The sequence below is a fragment of the Pseudoalteromonas sp. UBA6610 genome (genome assembly GCF_002433295.1).
Taxonomy (GTDB): Bacteria; Pseudomonadota; Gammaproteobacteria; order Enterobacterales; family Alteromonadaceae; genus Pseudoalteromonas; species Pseudoalteromonas atlantica.
The window spans coordinates 23,835-40,120 of the sequence record NZ_DJHW01000086.1; the positions used below are offsets into that span (position 1 = coordinate 23,835).

13 protein-coding genes are annotated in these 16,286 nt (G+C 43.2%); 4 read left to right on the forward strand and 9 right to left on the reverse strand.

Annotation, left to right across the window (positions count from 1 at the left end):
* The first annotated feature begins 45 nt into the window (after window positions 1–45).
* Window positions 46–1,824 carry an ABC transporter transmembrane domain-containing protein gene (locus B4F91_RS11535; RefSeq protein WP_286938583.1) on the forward strand — a complete coding sequence of 593 codons (1,779 nt, stop codon included), beginning with the start codon at window positions 46–48 and terminating at the stop codon, window positions 1,822–1,824.
* Here B4F91_RS11535 and B4F91_RS11540 read toward each other — a convergent pair.
* Window positions 1,821–2,453 (reverse strand): OmpA family protein, encoded by a 633-nt coding sequence (locus tag B4F91_RS11540; protein ID WP_004587548.1) that lies wholly within the window; start codon window positions 2,451–2,453, stop codon window positions 1,821–1,823. The genes B4F91_RS11535 and B4F91_RS11540 overlap by 4 nt on opposite strands.
* A gap of 215 nt (window positions 2,454–2,668) precedes the next feature.
* On the opposite strand from B4F91_RS11540, the gene chrA reads away from it, so the two are divergent.
* Window positions 2,669–3,823: a chromate efflux transporter gene (gene chrA / locus B4F91_RS11545; RefSeq protein ID WP_273589531.1), complete on the forward strand. Its 1,155-nt coding sequence runs from the start codon at window positions 2,669–2,671 to the stop codon at window positions 3,821–3,823.
* Here the strand turns inward: chrA and B4F91_RS11550 are convergent.
* The 4 genes from B4F91_RS11550 to speA form a co-directional block, all read right to left on the reverse strand.
* Window positions 3,783–5,039, reverse strand: coding sequence for a mechanosensitive ion channel family protein (locus tag B4F91_RS11550; RefSeq protein ID WP_286937866.1), 1,257 nt, complete (start codon window positions 5,037–5,039; stop codon window positions 3,783–3,785). The genes chrA and B4F91_RS11550 overlap by 41 nt on opposite strands.
* Complete coding sequence (locus B4F91_RS11555; protein ID WP_286937867.1) at window positions 5,036–5,956, reverse strand: acetyltransferase; 921 nt, start codon at window positions 5,954–5,956, stop codon at window positions 5,036–5,038. The genes B4F91_RS11550 and B4F91_RS11555 overlap by 4 nt, the downstream gene beginning before the upstream one ends.
* A gap of 28 nt (window positions 5,957–5,984) precedes the next feature.
* Window positions 5,985–6,863, reverse strand: coding sequence for an acyltransferase (locus tag B4F91_RS11560; protein ID WP_064384605.1), 879 nt, complete (start codon window positions 6,861–6,863; stop codon window positions 5,985–5,987).
* A gap of 64 nt (window positions 6,864–6,927) precedes the next feature.
* On the reverse strand, window positions 6,928–8,808 hold the full coding sequence (gene speA / locus B4F91_RS11565; protein WP_286937869.1) for a biosynthetic arginine decarboxylase: 1,881 nt from the start codon (window positions 8,806–8,808) through the stop codon (window positions 6,928–6,930).
* A gap of 197 nt (window positions 8,809–9,005) precedes the next feature.
* Between speA and speE the strand changes: the two genes are divergently transcribed.
* A complete protein-coding gene (gene speE, locus B4F91_RS11570) occupies window positions 9,006–9,869 on the forward strand; it encodes a polyamine aminopropyltransferase (protein WP_054983340.1) in 864 nt (287 codons plus the stop codon).
* A gap of 76 nt (window positions 9,870–9,945) precedes the next feature.
* Here speE and B4F91_RS11575 read toward each other — a convergent pair whose 3' ends face one another.
* Window positions 9,946–11,172 carry a hypothetical protein gene (locus B4F91_RS11575; protein WP_286937871.1) on the reverse strand — a complete coding sequence of 409 codons (1,227 nt, stop codon included), beginning with the start codon at window positions 11,170–11,172 and terminating at the stop codon, window positions 9,946–9,948.
* Window positions 11,162–11,785, reverse strand: a complete 624-nt coding sequence (locus B4F91_RS11580; RefSeq protein WP_286937874.1) for a methylamine utilization protein — start codon at window positions 11,783–11,785, stop codon at window positions 11,162–11,164. The genes B4F91_RS11575 and B4F91_RS11580 overlap by 11 nt, the downstream gene beginning before the upstream one ends.
* Window positions 11,786–11,945: 160 nt before the next feature.
* On the opposite strand from B4F91_RS11580, the gene B4F91_RS11585 reads away from it, so the two are divergent.
* The gene (locus B4F91_RS11585; RefSeq protein WP_154945574.1) at window positions 11,946–13,988 is read left to right on the forward strand and encodes a glycoside hydrolase family 97 protein; all 2,043 of its coding nucleotides are present in this window, start codon (window positions 11,946–11,948) and stop codon (window positions 13,986–13,988) included.
* A 45-nt stretch (window positions 13,989–14,033) separates the two neighbouring features.
* On the opposite strand, the gene envZ is transcribed toward B4F91_RS11585, so the two are convergent.
* Both envZ and ompR read right to left on the reverse strand, forming a co-directional pair.
* Window positions 14,034–15,350, reverse strand: coding sequence for a two-component system sensor histidine kinase EnvZ (gene envZ / locus B4F91_RS11590; protein ID WP_024033891.1), 1,317 nt, complete (start codon window positions 15,348–15,350; stop codon window positions 14,034–14,036).
* A gap of 5 nt (window positions 15,351–15,355) precedes the next feature.
* Window positions 15,356–16,075 carry a two-component system response regulator OmpR gene (ompR, locus tag B4F91_RS11595; protein WP_004587537.1) on the reverse strand — a complete coding sequence of 240 codons (720 nt, stop codon included), beginning with the start codon at window positions 16,073–16,075 and terminating at the stop codon, window positions 15,356–15,358.
* Window positions 16,076–16,286: the final 211 nt, after the last annotated feature.

Below are 16,286 nucleotides of genomic sequence, written 5' to 3' on the forward strand. Positions count from 1 at the left end.
ATCTTAGTGCCATATCTATACCTTAACCTTTAAAAAGAATCCACTATGTCAAAAACAAGTCCTAAGCCCGAAAAAGCCGCCTTTAGTAGTTTATTACCTATTTTTGCGTTTATTAAACCGTATAAATGGATGGTAGTGGCCGCACTTGGCGCCCTTTTAGTCACCGCTGGTGTTAACTTATCATTGGGCCAAGGGGTTAAGTTTGTCATAGATCATGGCTTTATTGCTGGCTCCCAAGCGCAGCTACAACAAGCTGTATTAGTGCTTATTGGTTTAATTAGTTTATTGGCCGTGGGCACCTTTAGCCGCTTTTATTTAATGTCGTGGATTGGCGAACGAGTTAGTAACGATATTCGCAAAGCGGTGTTTAATCGCATTGTTACCTTGCACCCAAGTTACTTTGAAGAAAACCGCAGTGGCGAGCTTATGTCGCGTTTAACAACCGACACCACCTTGCTGCAATCGATTATTGGCTCTTCCTTTTCTATGGCGCTGCGCAGTGCATTAATGTTAGTGGGTGGCTTGGTAATGCTATTAGTGACTAACTTAAAGCTTACGCTCGTAGTGGTTGCGTGTGTGCCGCTGGTATTAGTGCCGATGATGGTATTTGGCAAAAAGGTTCGCAAACTTGCAAGTTCTAGCCAAGATGCAATAGCCGATATAAGCACCTATGCCGGCGAGATCATTCAAAATATTAAAGTAGTACAAAGCTATAGCCACGAACAGCGTGAACAACACGCCTTTGCACTTGAAACCGAAAAAGCCTTTAACGTTGCCAAAAGCCGTATTAAACAGCGCTCTTTTTTAATTGCTGCGGTAATATTTTTAACCTTTAGTGCGATTAGCGTAATGCTCTGGGTAGGCGGTAGTGACGTATTAGCAGGCACCATGACAGGTGGCGAGCTAGGTGCATTTGTGTTTTACGCCATTATGGTGGCCATGTCGGTGGCTACCGTAGCCGAGGTTTACGGCGAGCTACAACGAGCTGCTGGGGCGGCAGCGCGCCTACTTGAATTACTGGCCGTTAAAAGTGAAATAGAAAACCCTGTCACTCCACAAGACGAAAAGCTATTAATAAAGACTGACAGCCCCGCCATTGCACTTGAAAATATTAGCTTTAACTACCCATCTCGCCCCGATGTAAGCGCACTTAACAAAATAAGTTTAACAATAGAGCAAGGTAAAACAGTGGCTATTGTAGGCCCCTCTGGCGCAGGTAAAACGACGTTATTTGAATTACTACAGCGCTTTTACGACCCTGCTCGCGGCGCAATTAAGTTTCATGATGTAAATATTAAAGACATATCGCTTACCACCCTGAGGGACAAAATGGGCATGGTGGCACAAAACCCTATTTTATTTAGCTCAGATGTAATGCATAACATTCGCTACGGCAACCCAAACGCCACTGACGAGCAAGTATATGCGGCCGCAAAACATGCTCATGCCGATGAATTTATTCAGCAATTACCGCAAGGTTATAACAGCTTTTTAGGTGAGCAAGGCGTAAGGCTATCGGGTGGTCAAAAGCAGCGTATTGTATTGGCACGCGCTATTTTAAAAGACCCAGAAATACTGCTTTTAGATGAAGCCACCAGTGCACTCGATGCGCAAAGTGAGCACCACGTACAAGCCGCGCTTGAGCATTTAATGCAAAATAGAACAACGTTAATTATTGCCCATAGGCTGGCAACGGTTAAACATGCCGATGTGATTGTAGTAATGGAAAATGGGGAAATAAGAGCAACAGGGAGCCACCAGCAATTGCTAGCAAGCTCCCCTTTGTATCAGCGTCTTTGTGAATTGCAGTTCAACAAAAACTAACCTTCTGTGTTTGGCACTATTTGAATTTCTACACGGCGGTTTTGAGCTCGGCCGTTAGCGCTATCGTTAGTGGCTATTGGGCGGGTTTCGCCGTAGCCTGTAGTGCTAATACGTGCAGCCATAATTTGCTGGTTCACTAAGTAATTTTTAACGCTTTGCGCGCGCTCACGCGATAGGTTCATATTGTAGCTGTCTTTACCTGTGCTATCTGTGTGACCTTCCACGCTTAGGTAGGTTTTTTCGTATTTGTTCATTACTTTAGCAATGGCGTTTAGAGTATCGTTAAAACCTGATGAAATATAAGATTGGTCTGTCGCAAAGGTAATATTAGATGGCATAACTAAACGTAAGTTATCGCCCTCACGTACAACTTCAACCCCTGAGCCTGCTAGCTCATCACGAAACGCTTCTTCTTGCTTATCCATGTAATCACCTACAGCAGCACCCGCTAGTGCGCCAATAGCTGCACCAATAAAAATGCGCTTGTCTTTATGATTACCCGTTGCTTTACCTAATACGCCACCTGCGGCTGCACCAATTGCAGCGCCCTTGCCTGTATTGTTCATTTCGCAACCACTTAGTAATACAGCTACTACGGTTACGCTTAAAAGTGATTTAGTTAAAGTCATGTGATGTCCTATTCATTAAGAATTATAAAGCGAGTATGCAAATACATGTATGAACAAACTATGAAGAGCATGTTAAAAGCAGTTCGCTTTATACCAATCCACTTAATTAAGTGGATTGGTATTATTTGTAGATTACGAATTAATGTATGCATTTAATAAAAGTGTCATACTCCTTTGTGACAATTTAATGAACTTTAAAAAAGGATATGAGCTCAATGTTAGTCGCTATTTTTAGACAGTTTTTTTTACTTGGCTGCATGAGTTTTGGTGGCCCTGCTGCCCATTTAGGCTATTTTAAACGCCACTTTGTAGACACACTAAACTGGTTAAGCGATACCCGCTACGCGCAGCTCATTAGTTTAAGCCAAGCGCTGCCCGGGCCTGGTTCAAGCCAAGTGGGCTTTGCAATTGGTGTGGAGCGGGCGGGGGTTATTGGTGGCATTACCGCATTTATCGCTTTTACCTTACCGTCTTTTTTGATTATGTTGTTATTAGCGGTAAGCGCGCATCAGTTTGATGCTGTTTACTTTGCTATTATTGCGGGCTTAAAACTGTTTGCGGTTGTTATTGTGGCCGATGCAACACTCACTATGGCAAAAAGCTTTTGTACCAGCGCTGCGCTCAAGCTTATCGCAGTAATGAGTACCTTGGCTTTATTACTATTTCCTTTACTTGGCACGCAAATAGCTATTTTAGTGAGTGCCGCTGCTATAGGCGCAATTTGGCCTCTGTTACAGCTCAACACCCATACTGAGCCTAAAGCAGATACCAAAAGCGCGTTTAGGTGGCTCCCTTTAGGCTTATTTGTATTACTACTCGCTGTTAGCTTTATACCTTTAGGTGATGACCTTGCTTTGTTTGCTCCTTTTTACCAAGCGGGCGCTATGGTGTTTGGAGGCGGGCATGTGGTATTGCCTGTATTGCAAGCTGGCGTACCGGCGCTAAGTAACGATCAATTTTTAAGTGCGTATGCCAGTGCTCAAGCTATCCCTGGCCCCATGTTTACAATAGCTACTTACTTAGGCGCGCAACTCACTTCAGAGCAACCCTTAATAGGGGCCATAGCTGCAACCCTACTTATTTTTACACCGGGTTTTTTATTAATGCTGGCGTTTCAAAAAAGCTGGTTAAACCTGGCAAGTAAACCTCGCTTTGCAAGCTCTATTGCGGCGCTTAACGCTGCCGTAGTTGGCTTTTTAGCGGCGGCTTTGTACTCACCTATTTGGACATCAGCCGTTCACAACCTATGGCAGGTTGCACTGGTTATTGCCGCTTTTGCATGGCTAAGAATGAAAAAGCCACCTATTTGGTGGCTATTAGCTTTATTTATTAGTGTGGGCCTTGTTCAGCACTATTTGCCATTACTTTAAAGGTCGGCTTATCGGTTTGCTGTGCATTAGGCGGGCTTAATTGCCCGCTAACACTTTGATACGCTCTAAGGCCAAATACTGGCAACACTGCCAATAAGTGATCCATAATTTCGGCTTGTAAATGCTCGTAAGATATCCAGCGTTTGTCTTCACTAAAGCAATAAAACTCAATCGGTAAGCCGTGGTTCATTGGTTGTAGCTCACGCACCATGAGCGTCAGTGAGGTATTTATTCTGTTATGCTGCTTTAAATAGCCCTCAGCGTAGCGGCGGAACAAGCCTAAGTTAGAGACCGGATCAGGCAACGAGGCAACACGTATATATTCGTGCAGTGGTATAGCTGCATCTATTTGTTTTCTAAATTCGTCACTTACTAAGCATATGCTGTGCATATCAATATTAAGCGAGCGCTTAATACGTCGGCCGCCAGACTCTTGCATTCCTCGCCAGTTTTTGAACGACCCTGCTACCAGCATATAAGTAGGAATAGTCGTAATGGTGTTATCCCAGTTACGCACTTTTACGGTGTTTAGCCCTAAGTCTATTACTTCACCGTCGGCGCCGTAGTTTTCTACTTGAATCCAATCGCCGTAAGTAACTAATCGGTTTGCCGCAATTTGAATACTGGCTACAAAGCCTAAAATAGTGTCTTTAAAAACCAATAAAGTAACAGCGGCTATCGCACCAAAACCCGACAAAATATAGGTAGGCGATTTTTCAAGCACAATGCTGACTATTAAAATTGCACACACAATAAAGGTGATCAGCTTAACAACTTGTAATAAGCCCTGAATTGGCACTTCGCGGGCAAAATCTAGCTGGTTATAAATAGCGCCGGCAATGCTTACAATGCTGCTAAAAATAAAGCCTACATGAATAATTAATATACCTTGGCCAATGGTTTTTAGTATTTCGGCACTGAGCTCATTAACAGGATAAACGCTGTCGAAGGTTGCTAAAAAAAGCACGCTACATAACATACCGGCTATGCGCTTATTAAGTTTTGTGAGCAACGGAAAAAGTAACCCTATGCGCTCTGGAGATAACTTAGTCACCACTTTTTGAATGCCTGGCAGCATTAATCGGCGTGTAAATAAATACACCACTAACAACGAAAACACACCAATAGAGGCTGCAGTAATTGCACTTAAAAAATCTGCGTCGGGTACTTTTTCAAACCAAGGAGCGATTAGCTCCTGCAGGTGGGTATTGGTCATAGTGTTTCTATTTCCTTACAAATGGGTGGCTCAGGTAAATCATGTTGGGCATAAATGCTGGCAAGTTGCGCGTCTTTAGCAACCCATAGCTCATTAACGTACTTTTGAAAGTGGCTTCTAAATGCTTTGTCGTGTTGGTAACTACCTAACATTTGCTGGTTTATAGCAACTACGTCAATAGAAACATAAATTGAATCAAGCTCGCCCTTTAAAATATTACGACAAACATGGCTTGTGCTGCCGCTGTACACCACACTGGTATTTAGCATGGCGTCAAATTGCTCGCCAAGTACCTCAAGTGCAAAGGCAATCCCGCCCGCTTTGGGCTTGAGTAAATGTTTAAACGGGCTTTGCTGGCTTGCATGCTTTGCGTGCGTGTAGCGGGTGCCTTCAACAAAATTAATTATGGTGGTGGGATTATTCCTAAAATTACGACAGCTTTGCTTGGTACGCTCAACATCTAGCCCTTTAAGCTTGGGGTTTTTAGCAAGCTGCGCTTTAGTTACGCGCTTCATAAAAGGCATGCCCATAGCCCATGCGCCAGAGCCAATAAATGGCACATACTTTAATTCGTCTTTTAAAAAAAACTTTGGCGCTGGTAATACATTAATTGAGCTAAGTACCACAATATCTAACCAGCTCATGTGGTTACAAATTAGTAAGTACCAACTTTTTGAATTTATATCGCCGTTTATGTTTACTTTTATGTTGGCGCAGCCCAGCCACAAGCCAAACCGATTGCCGTTACACCAGCCTCGGTACACGCTATGCAGTATGGTGTCAATTATAGAAAAAGGCAGGACAAGCTTTATTAACCCTAGCATTAATACTAAGGTGCCAAAAATGATTACATTTGAAAAAATCACGCAGCCTACAATTAAGCCATTGAGCCAATTTGGTAACCACTTTTTTAGCATAATTGTAAGCCCATTTTTTATTACCTTATTATTTATGGTTTTGTTCGAGCTGCAAAAGCGTGTGCTCTTTTTCTTCCCATAAACGGTTTAATTCACTTTGAAAGCCGACTCTAAACTCAGAGTCGCCAGTGTAATCACCAATCAACTCCTCGCTTACTGGGCGAATGTCTACATGCACATTAATTTGCTTCACTTTGCCGCCGGCAAAGTCCATAAACGTAGGGATGCCATCGGGGTAATGAATGGTCACATTAACCACTTTAGAGATTTGCTCACCCATGGCTTGCATTACGAATGCGATCCCGCCTGCTTTTGGCTTTAATAAATGCGGAAAAGGGCTATTTTGGCGAGCATGTTTTTGCGTAGTAAAACGTGTACCTTCTACAAAGTTAACAATGCTTACTGGCATTTCTTTAAATTTTTCGCAGGCTTTGCGGGTTGTTTCTATGTCTTTGCCACGTAGCTTTGGGTTCTTTTTTAGCTGTGCTTTACTGGTACGGGTCATAAATGGAAAGTCGAGCGCCCACCAGCACACACCTAAAATTGGCACGTAAATAAGCTCTTTTTTTAAAAAAAAGTTTAAAAAAGGTATTTTTCGATTAAATACACGCTGCAGCACTAATATATCTACCCAGCTTTGATGATTAGCAATTACTAAGTACCAGTCTTTTAATTTGGTTTCTTCAAGGCCGGTAACGTTTATTTTTGTTGGCGTGAATAAGCGTTGGTTAATGCTATTAACCGACACCCAAATAGTGGCACACTGTTTAGCAACCCAGCTTAAAAGCTTTTGCATAGGCTTGATAGGGATTAATTTTAATAGCCCACAAACAAAAATAGGCACAAACCAAATAAGTGTGTTTATTGTATAAAGCATAATACTTAATACACTGCGGATTACTGACATTTATTTACTTTCCTTTAAACAATGCGCGCCAAACAGCGACGCTTTTAATTCTGAGAGTGTACGGTTAATCTTCGAAGTAAGTATAACCTTCAAGCCCGGCATTAAGCTCGGCTAAATACCCTGCTTTACACTGCTCAGACACTGCTAGCTTGTTGACCAATAATTCAAAGTTTTGTGCCAAAATGGCGCTATCATAGTCAACAAACTTTAATACATCCTTAACGCTATCACCTTTAATGGCATTGGTTAATACATAACCGTCGTCATTAAGCTCTACATGCACTGAGTCGGTGTCGCCAAATAAGTTATGTAAATCACCTAAAATTTCTTGGTAAGCCCCCACCATAAACATGGCTATATGGTATTGCTCGCCATGTTGGTACTCAGGTATAGGTAAACTGGTTTCTATGCCCGCGCCTTCTACGTACTCACGAATTTGCCCATCAGAGTCACAGGTAATATCTTGAATAATAGCGCGCTGGGTAAGCGGTTTATCTAAATTTTCGATTGGCATCACCGGAAATAACTGCTCAATGCCCCATACATCAGGTAACGACTGAAACAGTGAAAAGTTAACAAATAGCTTATCGGCTAGCTTTTCGTGTAAATCGTCAAGTACCTCACGGTGCGCACGCGCGTTATTGCTAAGTGATGCGCGTACTCGGTGCAAAATAGTAAAGTATAATTGCTCTATTTTCGCCCACTCTAGCATGCTTACTAACCCATGCACGTATTGGTCGTGCGCTTCGCTAAATAAGTGCATCGCATCGTGGTAAATCTCTAGCGCCATACGCGGGTTTAAACGCTGTAAACACTGCCACATTTCATCAAGCACTAGCGCACTGTTTTTAAGTGGCGGTTCTGGATTTGGATGATTTGGCGCTTTTTCTACGTCTATTACATCGGTAATTAACACCGCGTGGTGCGCTGTTAAAGCACGCCCTGATTCGGTGATAATGGCTGGGTGCGTAAGTTGATGTTGGTCACACACCTCAGCAAAAGCATTAACCACATTACGTGCGTATTCTTCAACGGTATAGTTCATCGAGCAAGCACTGCGTGAGCCTGAGCCTTCGTAGTCAACCCCTAAGCCACCGCCTACATCAACGGTATTAAGCGGCACTCCTAGCTGGGTAAGTTCAGCAAAGTGGCGCGCGCATTCTCGCAGGGCGCGGTGTATGTCGCGTATGTTGGCAATTTGAGAGCCAATATGAAAATGCACCATTTGCATTAAATGTAATTTATTATGCTTTTTAAGCACCTCAACAGCACTAAGTACTTGGCCTGCAGTTAAGCCAAATTTGCCTTTTTCGCCGCCGGTATTTTGCCACTTACCTTTGCCTACTGAGTTTAAGCGAATACGTATACCAATGGCAGGCTCTATGCCTAGGTTATTTATTTCTTCAAGTAAGGTCGTCAGCTCTGAGAGTTTTTCGACGACTATTTTAACGCTGTGCCCCATGGCTTGACCAATACAGGCTAAACGTAAAAACTCACTGTCTTTATAGCCATTGCACACAATAGTAATGGGTTTATCGGCTACCCCTAAAATTGCCATAAGCTCAGGCTTTGAACCGGCCTCTAGGCCAACTAAACCACTTGGGTGCGCCAATAATTTACTGACCACCGAGCGTTGCTGATTAACTTTTATAGGATATACACACGTGTACTTGCCTTGGTACTCGCGGCTGCTGCACGCTAAGGTAAATGCATGGGTGAGTGTATCTACTCTATTTTTTAAAATATCGGTAAAGCGCACCAACACCGGCAATGTTAAACCTTGCTGCTTAAATTGCTCTGTGAGCTGCGTTAAAGAAATCGCATTTTTAGATTGGTCACCATCTGGGTAGGCAACCAGCTCGCCTTGTGCGTTAATATCAAAATAGCCATCGCTCCAATGAGCAACATTATATGTAGCGCGTGCTGTTTCTAAACCCCAAGTCATGGCAACTCTTCTTTAATCAATTAGCTATAAAGGCGCATTTTAATACGTCACTACCCCCTACGCTAACAAAAATTGAACTTTAACTCGATACTGGCTAACTTTATTGGCAAAGCAGTTAAAATTTCATTGAGCAAAACGCGAAGCACTGGCAGAATTGCCCCTTTTTCATACTCAACTTAAAAAGTGTAAAAGCAACTATGGCAAATTTAGATCAAAGTAAGTGGTTTACAGAAATTAGCGACCGCGATGGCAGCGCATTTTCATTACGTATCAACAAAAAGTTGGATGAAAAACAGTCTCCTTTTCAAAAGGTAGAAATGTTCGAAACCACAGACTTTGGTAATTTAATGATCATCGATGGCTGTACTATGGTAACTACCCGCGAAAACTTTTTTTACCATGAGATGATTAGCCACCCTGCACTTTTAGCGCACCCAAATCCTAAAAACGTGGTAATTATTGGCGGTGGCGATTGCGGTACATTACGTGAAGTTTTAAAACACCCAGGTGTAGAAACCGTAACGCAAATAGATATAGACGAAGTAGTCACGCAAATGTCGTTAAAATACTTCCCAGAGCTTTGTGAGTCTAACAACGATGCACGCGCAACTGTTATGTTTGATGATGGTATTAAATACATGCGTGACGCTGCGGGCGAGTCTATTGATGTTGTTATTGTTGATGGTACAGACCCAGTAGGCCCAGGCGAGGGATTATTTAACCACGCGTTTTACACTAGCTGCTTAAATGCATTACGCCCTGGTGGTATTTTAGTGCAGCAAAGCGAATCGCCATTAATGCATATGCCACTGCTAGTAGAAATGCGCGAGGCCATGCTAAGTGTGGGCTTTAACGACTTACAAACACTGCCATTTCCACAGCCAATTTACCCAAGCGGTTTATGGTCAGTAACGCTTGCTCGTAAATCACAAGCATTTAATGGCTTTAGAGAAGCCGATGCCGAGCAAGTTGCCCAGCAAAGCGAATACTACAACAGCGGTATTCATCACGGCGCACTTGCTACACCAAACTTTATGAAACGCGCATTTGATAAAAAATAATTCACACTTTTTTTGAAACTAAAAGGGAGCTTTAAAAGCTCCCTTTTTTAAAATCTATTTTTTACAAGTGCCACAGTTAAAAGCGCCATTGAGCGTTAGCCATAAGTTGCTGCTGCGATATTCGCTGAGCAAACCCACTACCCGGCCTATTTTGTACAAAGCTATGCAGCGCCGAGCCTTCAACACCTATTTGTACCATATCGGTTAATTGGTAACGCCACGTAGCTGTTAAGCCTTCGCCGTGGCTGGCGTTAGGGTCAAACGCGGTGGTGTCATCGTCATCTACTTTAAAATAATCATACCTAAGCGATAACCTATGCTTACCCGCTTTATGGCTGAGCATTAAATAATAGCTATAAAAACGGTTATAAATAAGCTTATTAGCCCCCATTTCGGTTTTACCATCGAGTAGCTGGGCAATCAAACGGGTTTTACCTGTAAATTTATATAACCACGCTAAGCTGCTAAAGCGAGTATGCCAAGCATACTGCCCTGTTGTGCGATTAAAAATGCTGGGATCGGCGTTATTATCGTAATAATAAAACCTAAACTGCGAGCGTTTTAAATAATCCCAATGCACACCGGCATAGTAGCCAAAGCGGCCATCTACTTCTTCAAAAGGCAGCACTTGGTTAGCTTGCCAACGTAATTCGTCACTATTTAATGCCGCAATAGGTGCAAATTGTACACTTTCGTTAAATGTTGTTTGCCTGTCGTGCAGCGCAAAGCCGCGCCAAGATAGCAACGTCCCTGTTGGGTCGTTCCCTTTATAAATAGCAGCGCTCACACTAAAACTATGCTTAGAATTAAAACGTTTACCTGGGCGCTTAATGCTAAGCTCACCACCTATGGTGCGAAGCTCTTCGCCAAGCCAACTGTTTATGGCCGAATTAGTATAATTGTAAGGCGAGGTCCAGCCTATATCGGGGTTTTCTAGCGACATACTAGGGTAAAACCCACCAAGCTTTACATGCCATTTATAACGGCTGTTTACTAACGGCTGATACTGTAAATACGCTTGGCTTAAACCTAATGTGGTGTTCGGCTCTTGATTAGCATTAACAACGGCATGTGCGCTCCAGGCGCTACTTAAATCGGCCTTAAAGTCTATAATTCCTTGCGATAACAAAATGCTATCACTGCTATCTCCATGGCGATATAAACCAATACCGCCATCTTGAAAGCTTTGTGTATCATCGCTTGCAACCGCACGTACCTGAATAAGCCCTTTAACCTGCGAAAAAGCCGGTAGGCTCATAAAAAGTAAGCCAAGTAATACTGTATTTTTGCGCTTAATAGTCATCAAATTCATCCGTAGCAAAGTCTATTTGCTCGGCTATGGCCTGCTTTACGGTGTAGTGTATAGGTGAATCGCTTACATTAACGCTGTGCGTTTCTACGTTGCTTATATCGCTAAAGCCAGAATGCCATACACTCATGCTGTATTGCCCATTAGGGGCAGTTAAATTAACCATACCGTTGTCGTCGGTAATTGCAAAAACGGTGCTATCAACCACCACAATATAGCCCAGCATCCAGTCATGAATATTACAGCCAAGCTCAACCACCCCAGTTTGATCAAACGTTATGGGCGCTTTAGGCTGCTCTTTGTAAAGTTTCAACTCAAAGGTTTTAGCTTTAGAAAACGAATAGACGTGGTGCATGATAGAGTCGGCATTAGGAAACTCTACCTTTGCATTTTGCGGAACAACTAACGTACGCGGCGTAAACTCGCGGTTTTGTTGACTCATTGCGTAGGTTTTACTTGCTTGATTGCCGGCCTGAATTGATGCCCCGCTTAGCCACACTACCGCATTTGCTAAAGGCTGATTATTGGCATTTTTTATAGTTATTGTTGTTGCTGCTGCGCAAGTACTCATACATAGCAGTAACACACTTAGTAAAGGTTTTATCATGGGGGCTAATCGCTATTATCAATTTGTTTACATTATAGACCGATTAAACCGTTAAATTCTTTCTATTTTTTAAAACATTGAATACGTATGTAGACAGTCGTATTAACAACTCACTGCCATTATCCTTAAAGGTCACCACCGACTCATCAAAGGACACACAATGAGAACATCCGCACTTTTACTACTGGCGTTTGCTGGCAATAGCTTTGCACAAACCGCTGTAGTTGAATCACCAAACTCACAAATAAAAGTGACTATTTCAGATGAAAATAGCACACCCAGCTACGCTATTAGCTTTAAAAACAAACCAGCCATAAACGCATCGCGCCTGGGTTTTGAATTTACAACCCAAGCTGCATTTAGCGATGGCTTTAAAATTACCCATGTTAAGCAGCAAAGCGTAAATACCCAGTGGCAACAACCTTGGGGCGAGCGACAAACGGTTACTGATAAACACAACGAAGTTGCGGTTACGTTTACAAAAAGCGAGCCTAACGCTGCAACCTACACAGTGCGCTTTAGAGCTTTTGATAGTGGCGTTGGGTTTAGATACGAAGTACCAAAACAAGCAGGCTTTGAGCAAACACACATTACCAAAGAGCTCACCGAATTTGCCATTAACAATAACAACAATGCCACCGCATGGTGGATACCCGCCCGCGGCTGGAACCGATACGAATACGTTTACAACACCACCGCATTAAATGACGTCCCCCTAGCACACACACCGTTTACCTTAAAAACCAATGACGGTACCCATATAAGCATTCATGAAGCAGCCTTAGTGGATTACGCAGGCATGGTACTTAATCAGCGTCGCCCAGGCACTTTTAATGCCGATTTAACACCGTGGTCAGATGGCATTGCCGTTAAAAAACAAGGTGCGTTTAATACCCCTTGGCGCACCATTCAAATTGCCGACAGCGCGGTAGGCTTAGTCAATTCAGACATAATATTAAATTTAAACGAGCCTAATAAACTAGGCGATGTGTCGTGGGTAAAACCTGGTAAATACGTGGGTATTTGGTGGGGCATGCATATAAACACGCAAACCTGGGGCAGCGGCGAAAAACACGGTGCCACTACACAAACCACTAAGTACTACATGGATTTTGCCGCAGAATATGGCTTTGATGGCGTACTAGTAGAAGGCTGGAACATAGGCTGGGATGGTGACTGGTTTTTTAATGGCGATGTATTTAGTTTTACACAACCCTACGACGACTTTGATATAGCGGCTCTTACTCAATACGGCAAACAAAAAGGCGTGCAGTTAATTGGCCACCACGAAACATCAGGTAATGTAAGTAACTACCGTGACCAAATGGAGGATGCCTTTGCCCTTTACGAAAAATCAAACGTAAGCCAAGTTAAAACGGGCTATGTAGCGGATGGCGGTAACATAAAACGCATAGACGAAAACGGCATTGCCCGTCATGAGTGGCACGACGGCCAATTTATGGTTAACGAGTACCTTTACAACGTAAAGCTGGCTGCTAAACATAAAATTAGTATTAACACCCACGAGCCAATAAAAGACACCGGCCTGCGCCGTACCTACCCAAACTGGATTGCGCGCGAAGGGGCACGCGGCCAAGAGTTTAATGCATGGGGCACGCCACCTAACCCACCAGAGCACATTCCTATGCTGGCGTTTACCCGTATGCTGGCAGGGCCTATGGACTTTACCCCTGGTATTTTTGATATGGGCTTTAATGGCTTAGGCGATGATACAAACCGCCCACAAACAACGCTTGCCAAGCAGCTTGCACTTTATGTTGTGCTGTATAGCCCAATTCAAATGGCCGCCGACTTACCTAAAAACTATTTAGCCAAGCCTGATGCATTTCAATTTATTCAAGACGTACCAACCGATTGGCAGCAAAGTATTGCGCTTGATGGCGAAGTGGGCGACTTTATTGTTTTTGCCCGTAAAGAGCGCAAACGCGATAAATACTCAGGAAACGATTGGTACTTAGGCGCCGTAACCGACGAAAAAGCCCGAACTATTGAGGTAAAACTCGACTTTTTAGAAAAGGGTAAAAAGTTTGAAGCGCACATATACCAAGACGGTAAAAACGCTGAATGGAAAAACAATCCGTACGATTTAGATATCGAAAAGCGCGTAGTTAGCGCAAATGACAAGCTAACTTTAAAACTAGCAACAAGTGGTGGTACAGCAATCCGCTTTAAAGCACTCTAAGTTTTAGCACTATTAACGTTATGGAAATAGCCAACTCTGCACAGCTTACTGTGCAGAGTTTTGTATTTTTATAGGTAAATAAATTTGTGCACTTAGGCCGCCTTCTGGGCGGTTTTCTAGCTTAACTTTACCATCGTGCATATCAATAATACGCTTAATAATGGCAAGGCCTAAACCACTCCCCTCACTACCACGCGCAGTGTCACCTTGTTTAAAAGGCTCAAACACCGATTCTAGTTCGCTTTCTGGTATACCGGGGCCGTTATCGTTTACCGCTATCACAACGTATTTTTTGTTTGAATTAAAGTAGCTTAATACTTCTATATCGCCGTCTGAATAGCGCAGCGCGTTTTCAATCATGTTAGTAATTACACGCTTAATAGCCACACTACTTAACGGAACAAGCCCTACGCTGGGGTTGCCTTTAAAGGTAATAACGCGTTGCTGTTTAAGCTCACAATTAACCACTTCAGTTACTAGCGCATTTATATCTTCGCAAGCAAGCTCATCTGTTTTGTGGTGGCGTAAATACTCAATAAATTGATCGATAATGCCGTTCATATCTTCAATATCGTAAATAATGCCTTCGCGAAGGTAGTCATCTTCATCGTTCATCATTTCGGTGGCAAGGCGGATACGAGTAAGCGGAGTGCGTAAATCGTGAGAAACACCGGCCATGAGTAAACGGCGGTCGTTTTCAAGAGCGGCAATACCGCGCGACATTTGGTTAAATGCACGGGTAACTTCTATTACTTCACTGGAGCCTTCTTCTTCAAGCTTACTACTAAAATCGCCCTTACCCACTTTCACGGCTGCTTGCTGCAACGCCTTTAATGGGCGGTTTAAGTGCCGAGCAAATAGCCAGCCGCCTAACACACTTAAAAAACCAATACTTGATAAGTAAAACGTTAAAAATTCAAGGTTATTTTCTTGATACCCGCTAAGCGGTACTTTTACCCAGTAACCGGGTGCTTGCGGCGCTTCTACCCAATAAATCAGCGGGTCGGTTTGACTAATACGCACCCGAGCAGAACCATTTAATTGCTCAGACATACTACGCGACAGCATCGAGTATTCTCGGGTTTGACCCAGCCCTTGGCGCATTGCCTCGCGCTGCGTCATCACTTCTATACCTGTAATTTCAAAAAACTTTTCAGACACTTCGTCGTTGATTTCTACGCCGTCTTCCCAGTCTATAAATACCGTTTTAATTTGCTTAGCGAGCATTAAATTTACTTGCTCTATGGTTGGTTTTACAACGTAAAAGCTCACCGTTACATACGACACTATTTGGTTAATTAGCAGTAAAGCGGCCACTAAAAATACAGTTTGGCCAAACGCACTACGCGGAAAAAATCCCATATAAACTACTTATCACCGTCAGGAACAAACACATAACCCAAACCCCATACAGTTTGAATATAGCGCGGATTGGCAGCATCTACTTCTATCATGCGGCGCAGTCGCGATACTTGCACATCAATACTGCGCTCAAGCGCACTGTAATCTCGCCCACGGGCTAGGTTCATTAGTTTATCGCGGCTCAGTGGCTCGCGCGGGTGCGATACAAGGGCTTTAAGTACGGCAAATTCACCACTGGTGAGCGAAATGGTTTTATCGCCCTCACTCATTTCGCGCGTGGCTAAATTAAGCGTAAATTGCCCAAAGGCTATTAAGTTTTCTTCCGCTGCGGGTGCGCCCGGCACTTCTTTGGCGCGGCGGCGTAAAATAGCTTTTATGCGAGCCAGTAATTCGCGCGGGTTAAACGGTTTCGGAATGTAGTCGTCTGCGCCTAGCTCAAGGCCTATAATACGGTCGACCTCATCACCTTTTGCTGTCAGCATCACAATAGGGATTTCGTTTTCTTTTTGGCGTAGCCGACGGCAAATAGATAAACCATCTTCGCCTGGTAGCATTAGATCAAGCACCATTAAGTGAAAGTTCTCTCGCTCAATGAGTCTATCCATTTGCTCTGAGTTTGCGGCGGTTCTAACAATAAAGCCTTGCTCTACTAAATAACGCTCTAGTAAGCTGCGCAGGCGCATATCGTCATCTACAACTAATACTTTTGTGGTTTCGTGTCCCATTGCGTGTTTCTTATTTTTATTTCCAATTAATAGTTAATATAAATGAAAAACTTAATAATCAAAATCTAATTGCGCGCTTAGATTGTTACTGAACATTTCAAAGTTATAATATTAGGGCGTGTTGACCTTTGCGGATTGAAATTTGTTCAATCTAGGGGCGATTAAATCGCGGCGCGAGGTTTGTAACCTAGTGGGCTAAGTAAAAACCGAG

Excerpts from the sequence above, each read along its gene's own strand:
- chrA (WP_273589531.1), top strand. The coding sequence starts at position 2,669 with ATGTTAGTCGCTATTTTTAGACAGTTTTTTTTACTTGGCTGCATGAGT.
- B4F91_RS11540 (WP_004587548.1), bottom strand. The coding sequence starts at position 2,453 with ATGACTTTAACTAAATCACTTTTAAGCGTAACCGTAGTAGCTGTATTA.
- envZ (WP_024033891.1), bottom strand. The coding sequence starts at position 15,350 with ATGGGATTTTTTCCGCGTAGTGCGTTTGGCCAAACTGTATTTTTAGTG.
- speA (WP_286937869.1), bottom strand. The coding sequence starts at position 8,808 with ATGACTTGGGGTTTAGAAACAGCACGCGCTACATATAATGTTGCTCAT.
- B4F91_RS11575 (WP_286937871.1), bottom strand. The coding sequence starts at position 11,172 with ATGACTATTAAGCGCAAAAATACAGTATTACTTGGCTTACTTTTTATG.
- B4F91_RS11555 (WP_286937867.1), bottom strand. The coding sequence starts at position 5,956 with ATGCTAAAAAAGTGGTTACCAAATTGGCTCAATGGCTTAATTGTAGGC.
- ompR (WP_004587537.1), bottom strand. The coding sequence starts at position 16,075 with ATGGGACACGAAACCACAAAAGTATTAGTTGTAGATGACGATATGCGC.
- speE (WP_054983340.1), top strand. The coding sequence starts at position 9,006 with ATGGCAAATTTAGATCAAAGTAAGTGGTTTACAGAAATTAGCGACCGC.
- B4F91_RS11560 (WP_064384605.1), bottom strand. The coding sequence starts at position 6,863 with ATGTCAGTAATCCGCAGTGTATTAAGTATTATGCTTTATACAATAAAC.
- B4F91_RS11535 (WP_286938583.1), top strand. The coding sequence starts at position 46 with ATGTCAAAAACAAGTCCTAAGCCCGAAAAAGCCGCCTTTAGTAGTTTA.
- B4F91_RS11550 (WP_286937866.1), bottom strand. The coding sequence starts at position 5,039 with ATGACCAATACCCACCTGCAGGAGCTAATCGCTCCTTGGTTTGAAAAA.
- B4F91_RS11585 (WP_154945574.1), top strand. The coding sequence starts at position 11,946 with ATGAGAACATCCGCACTTTTACTACTGGCGTTTGCTGGCAATAGCTTT.
- B4F91_RS11580 (WP_286937874.1), bottom strand. The coding sequence starts at position 11,785 with ATGATAAAACCTTTACTAAGTGTGTTACTGCTATGTATGAGTACTTGC.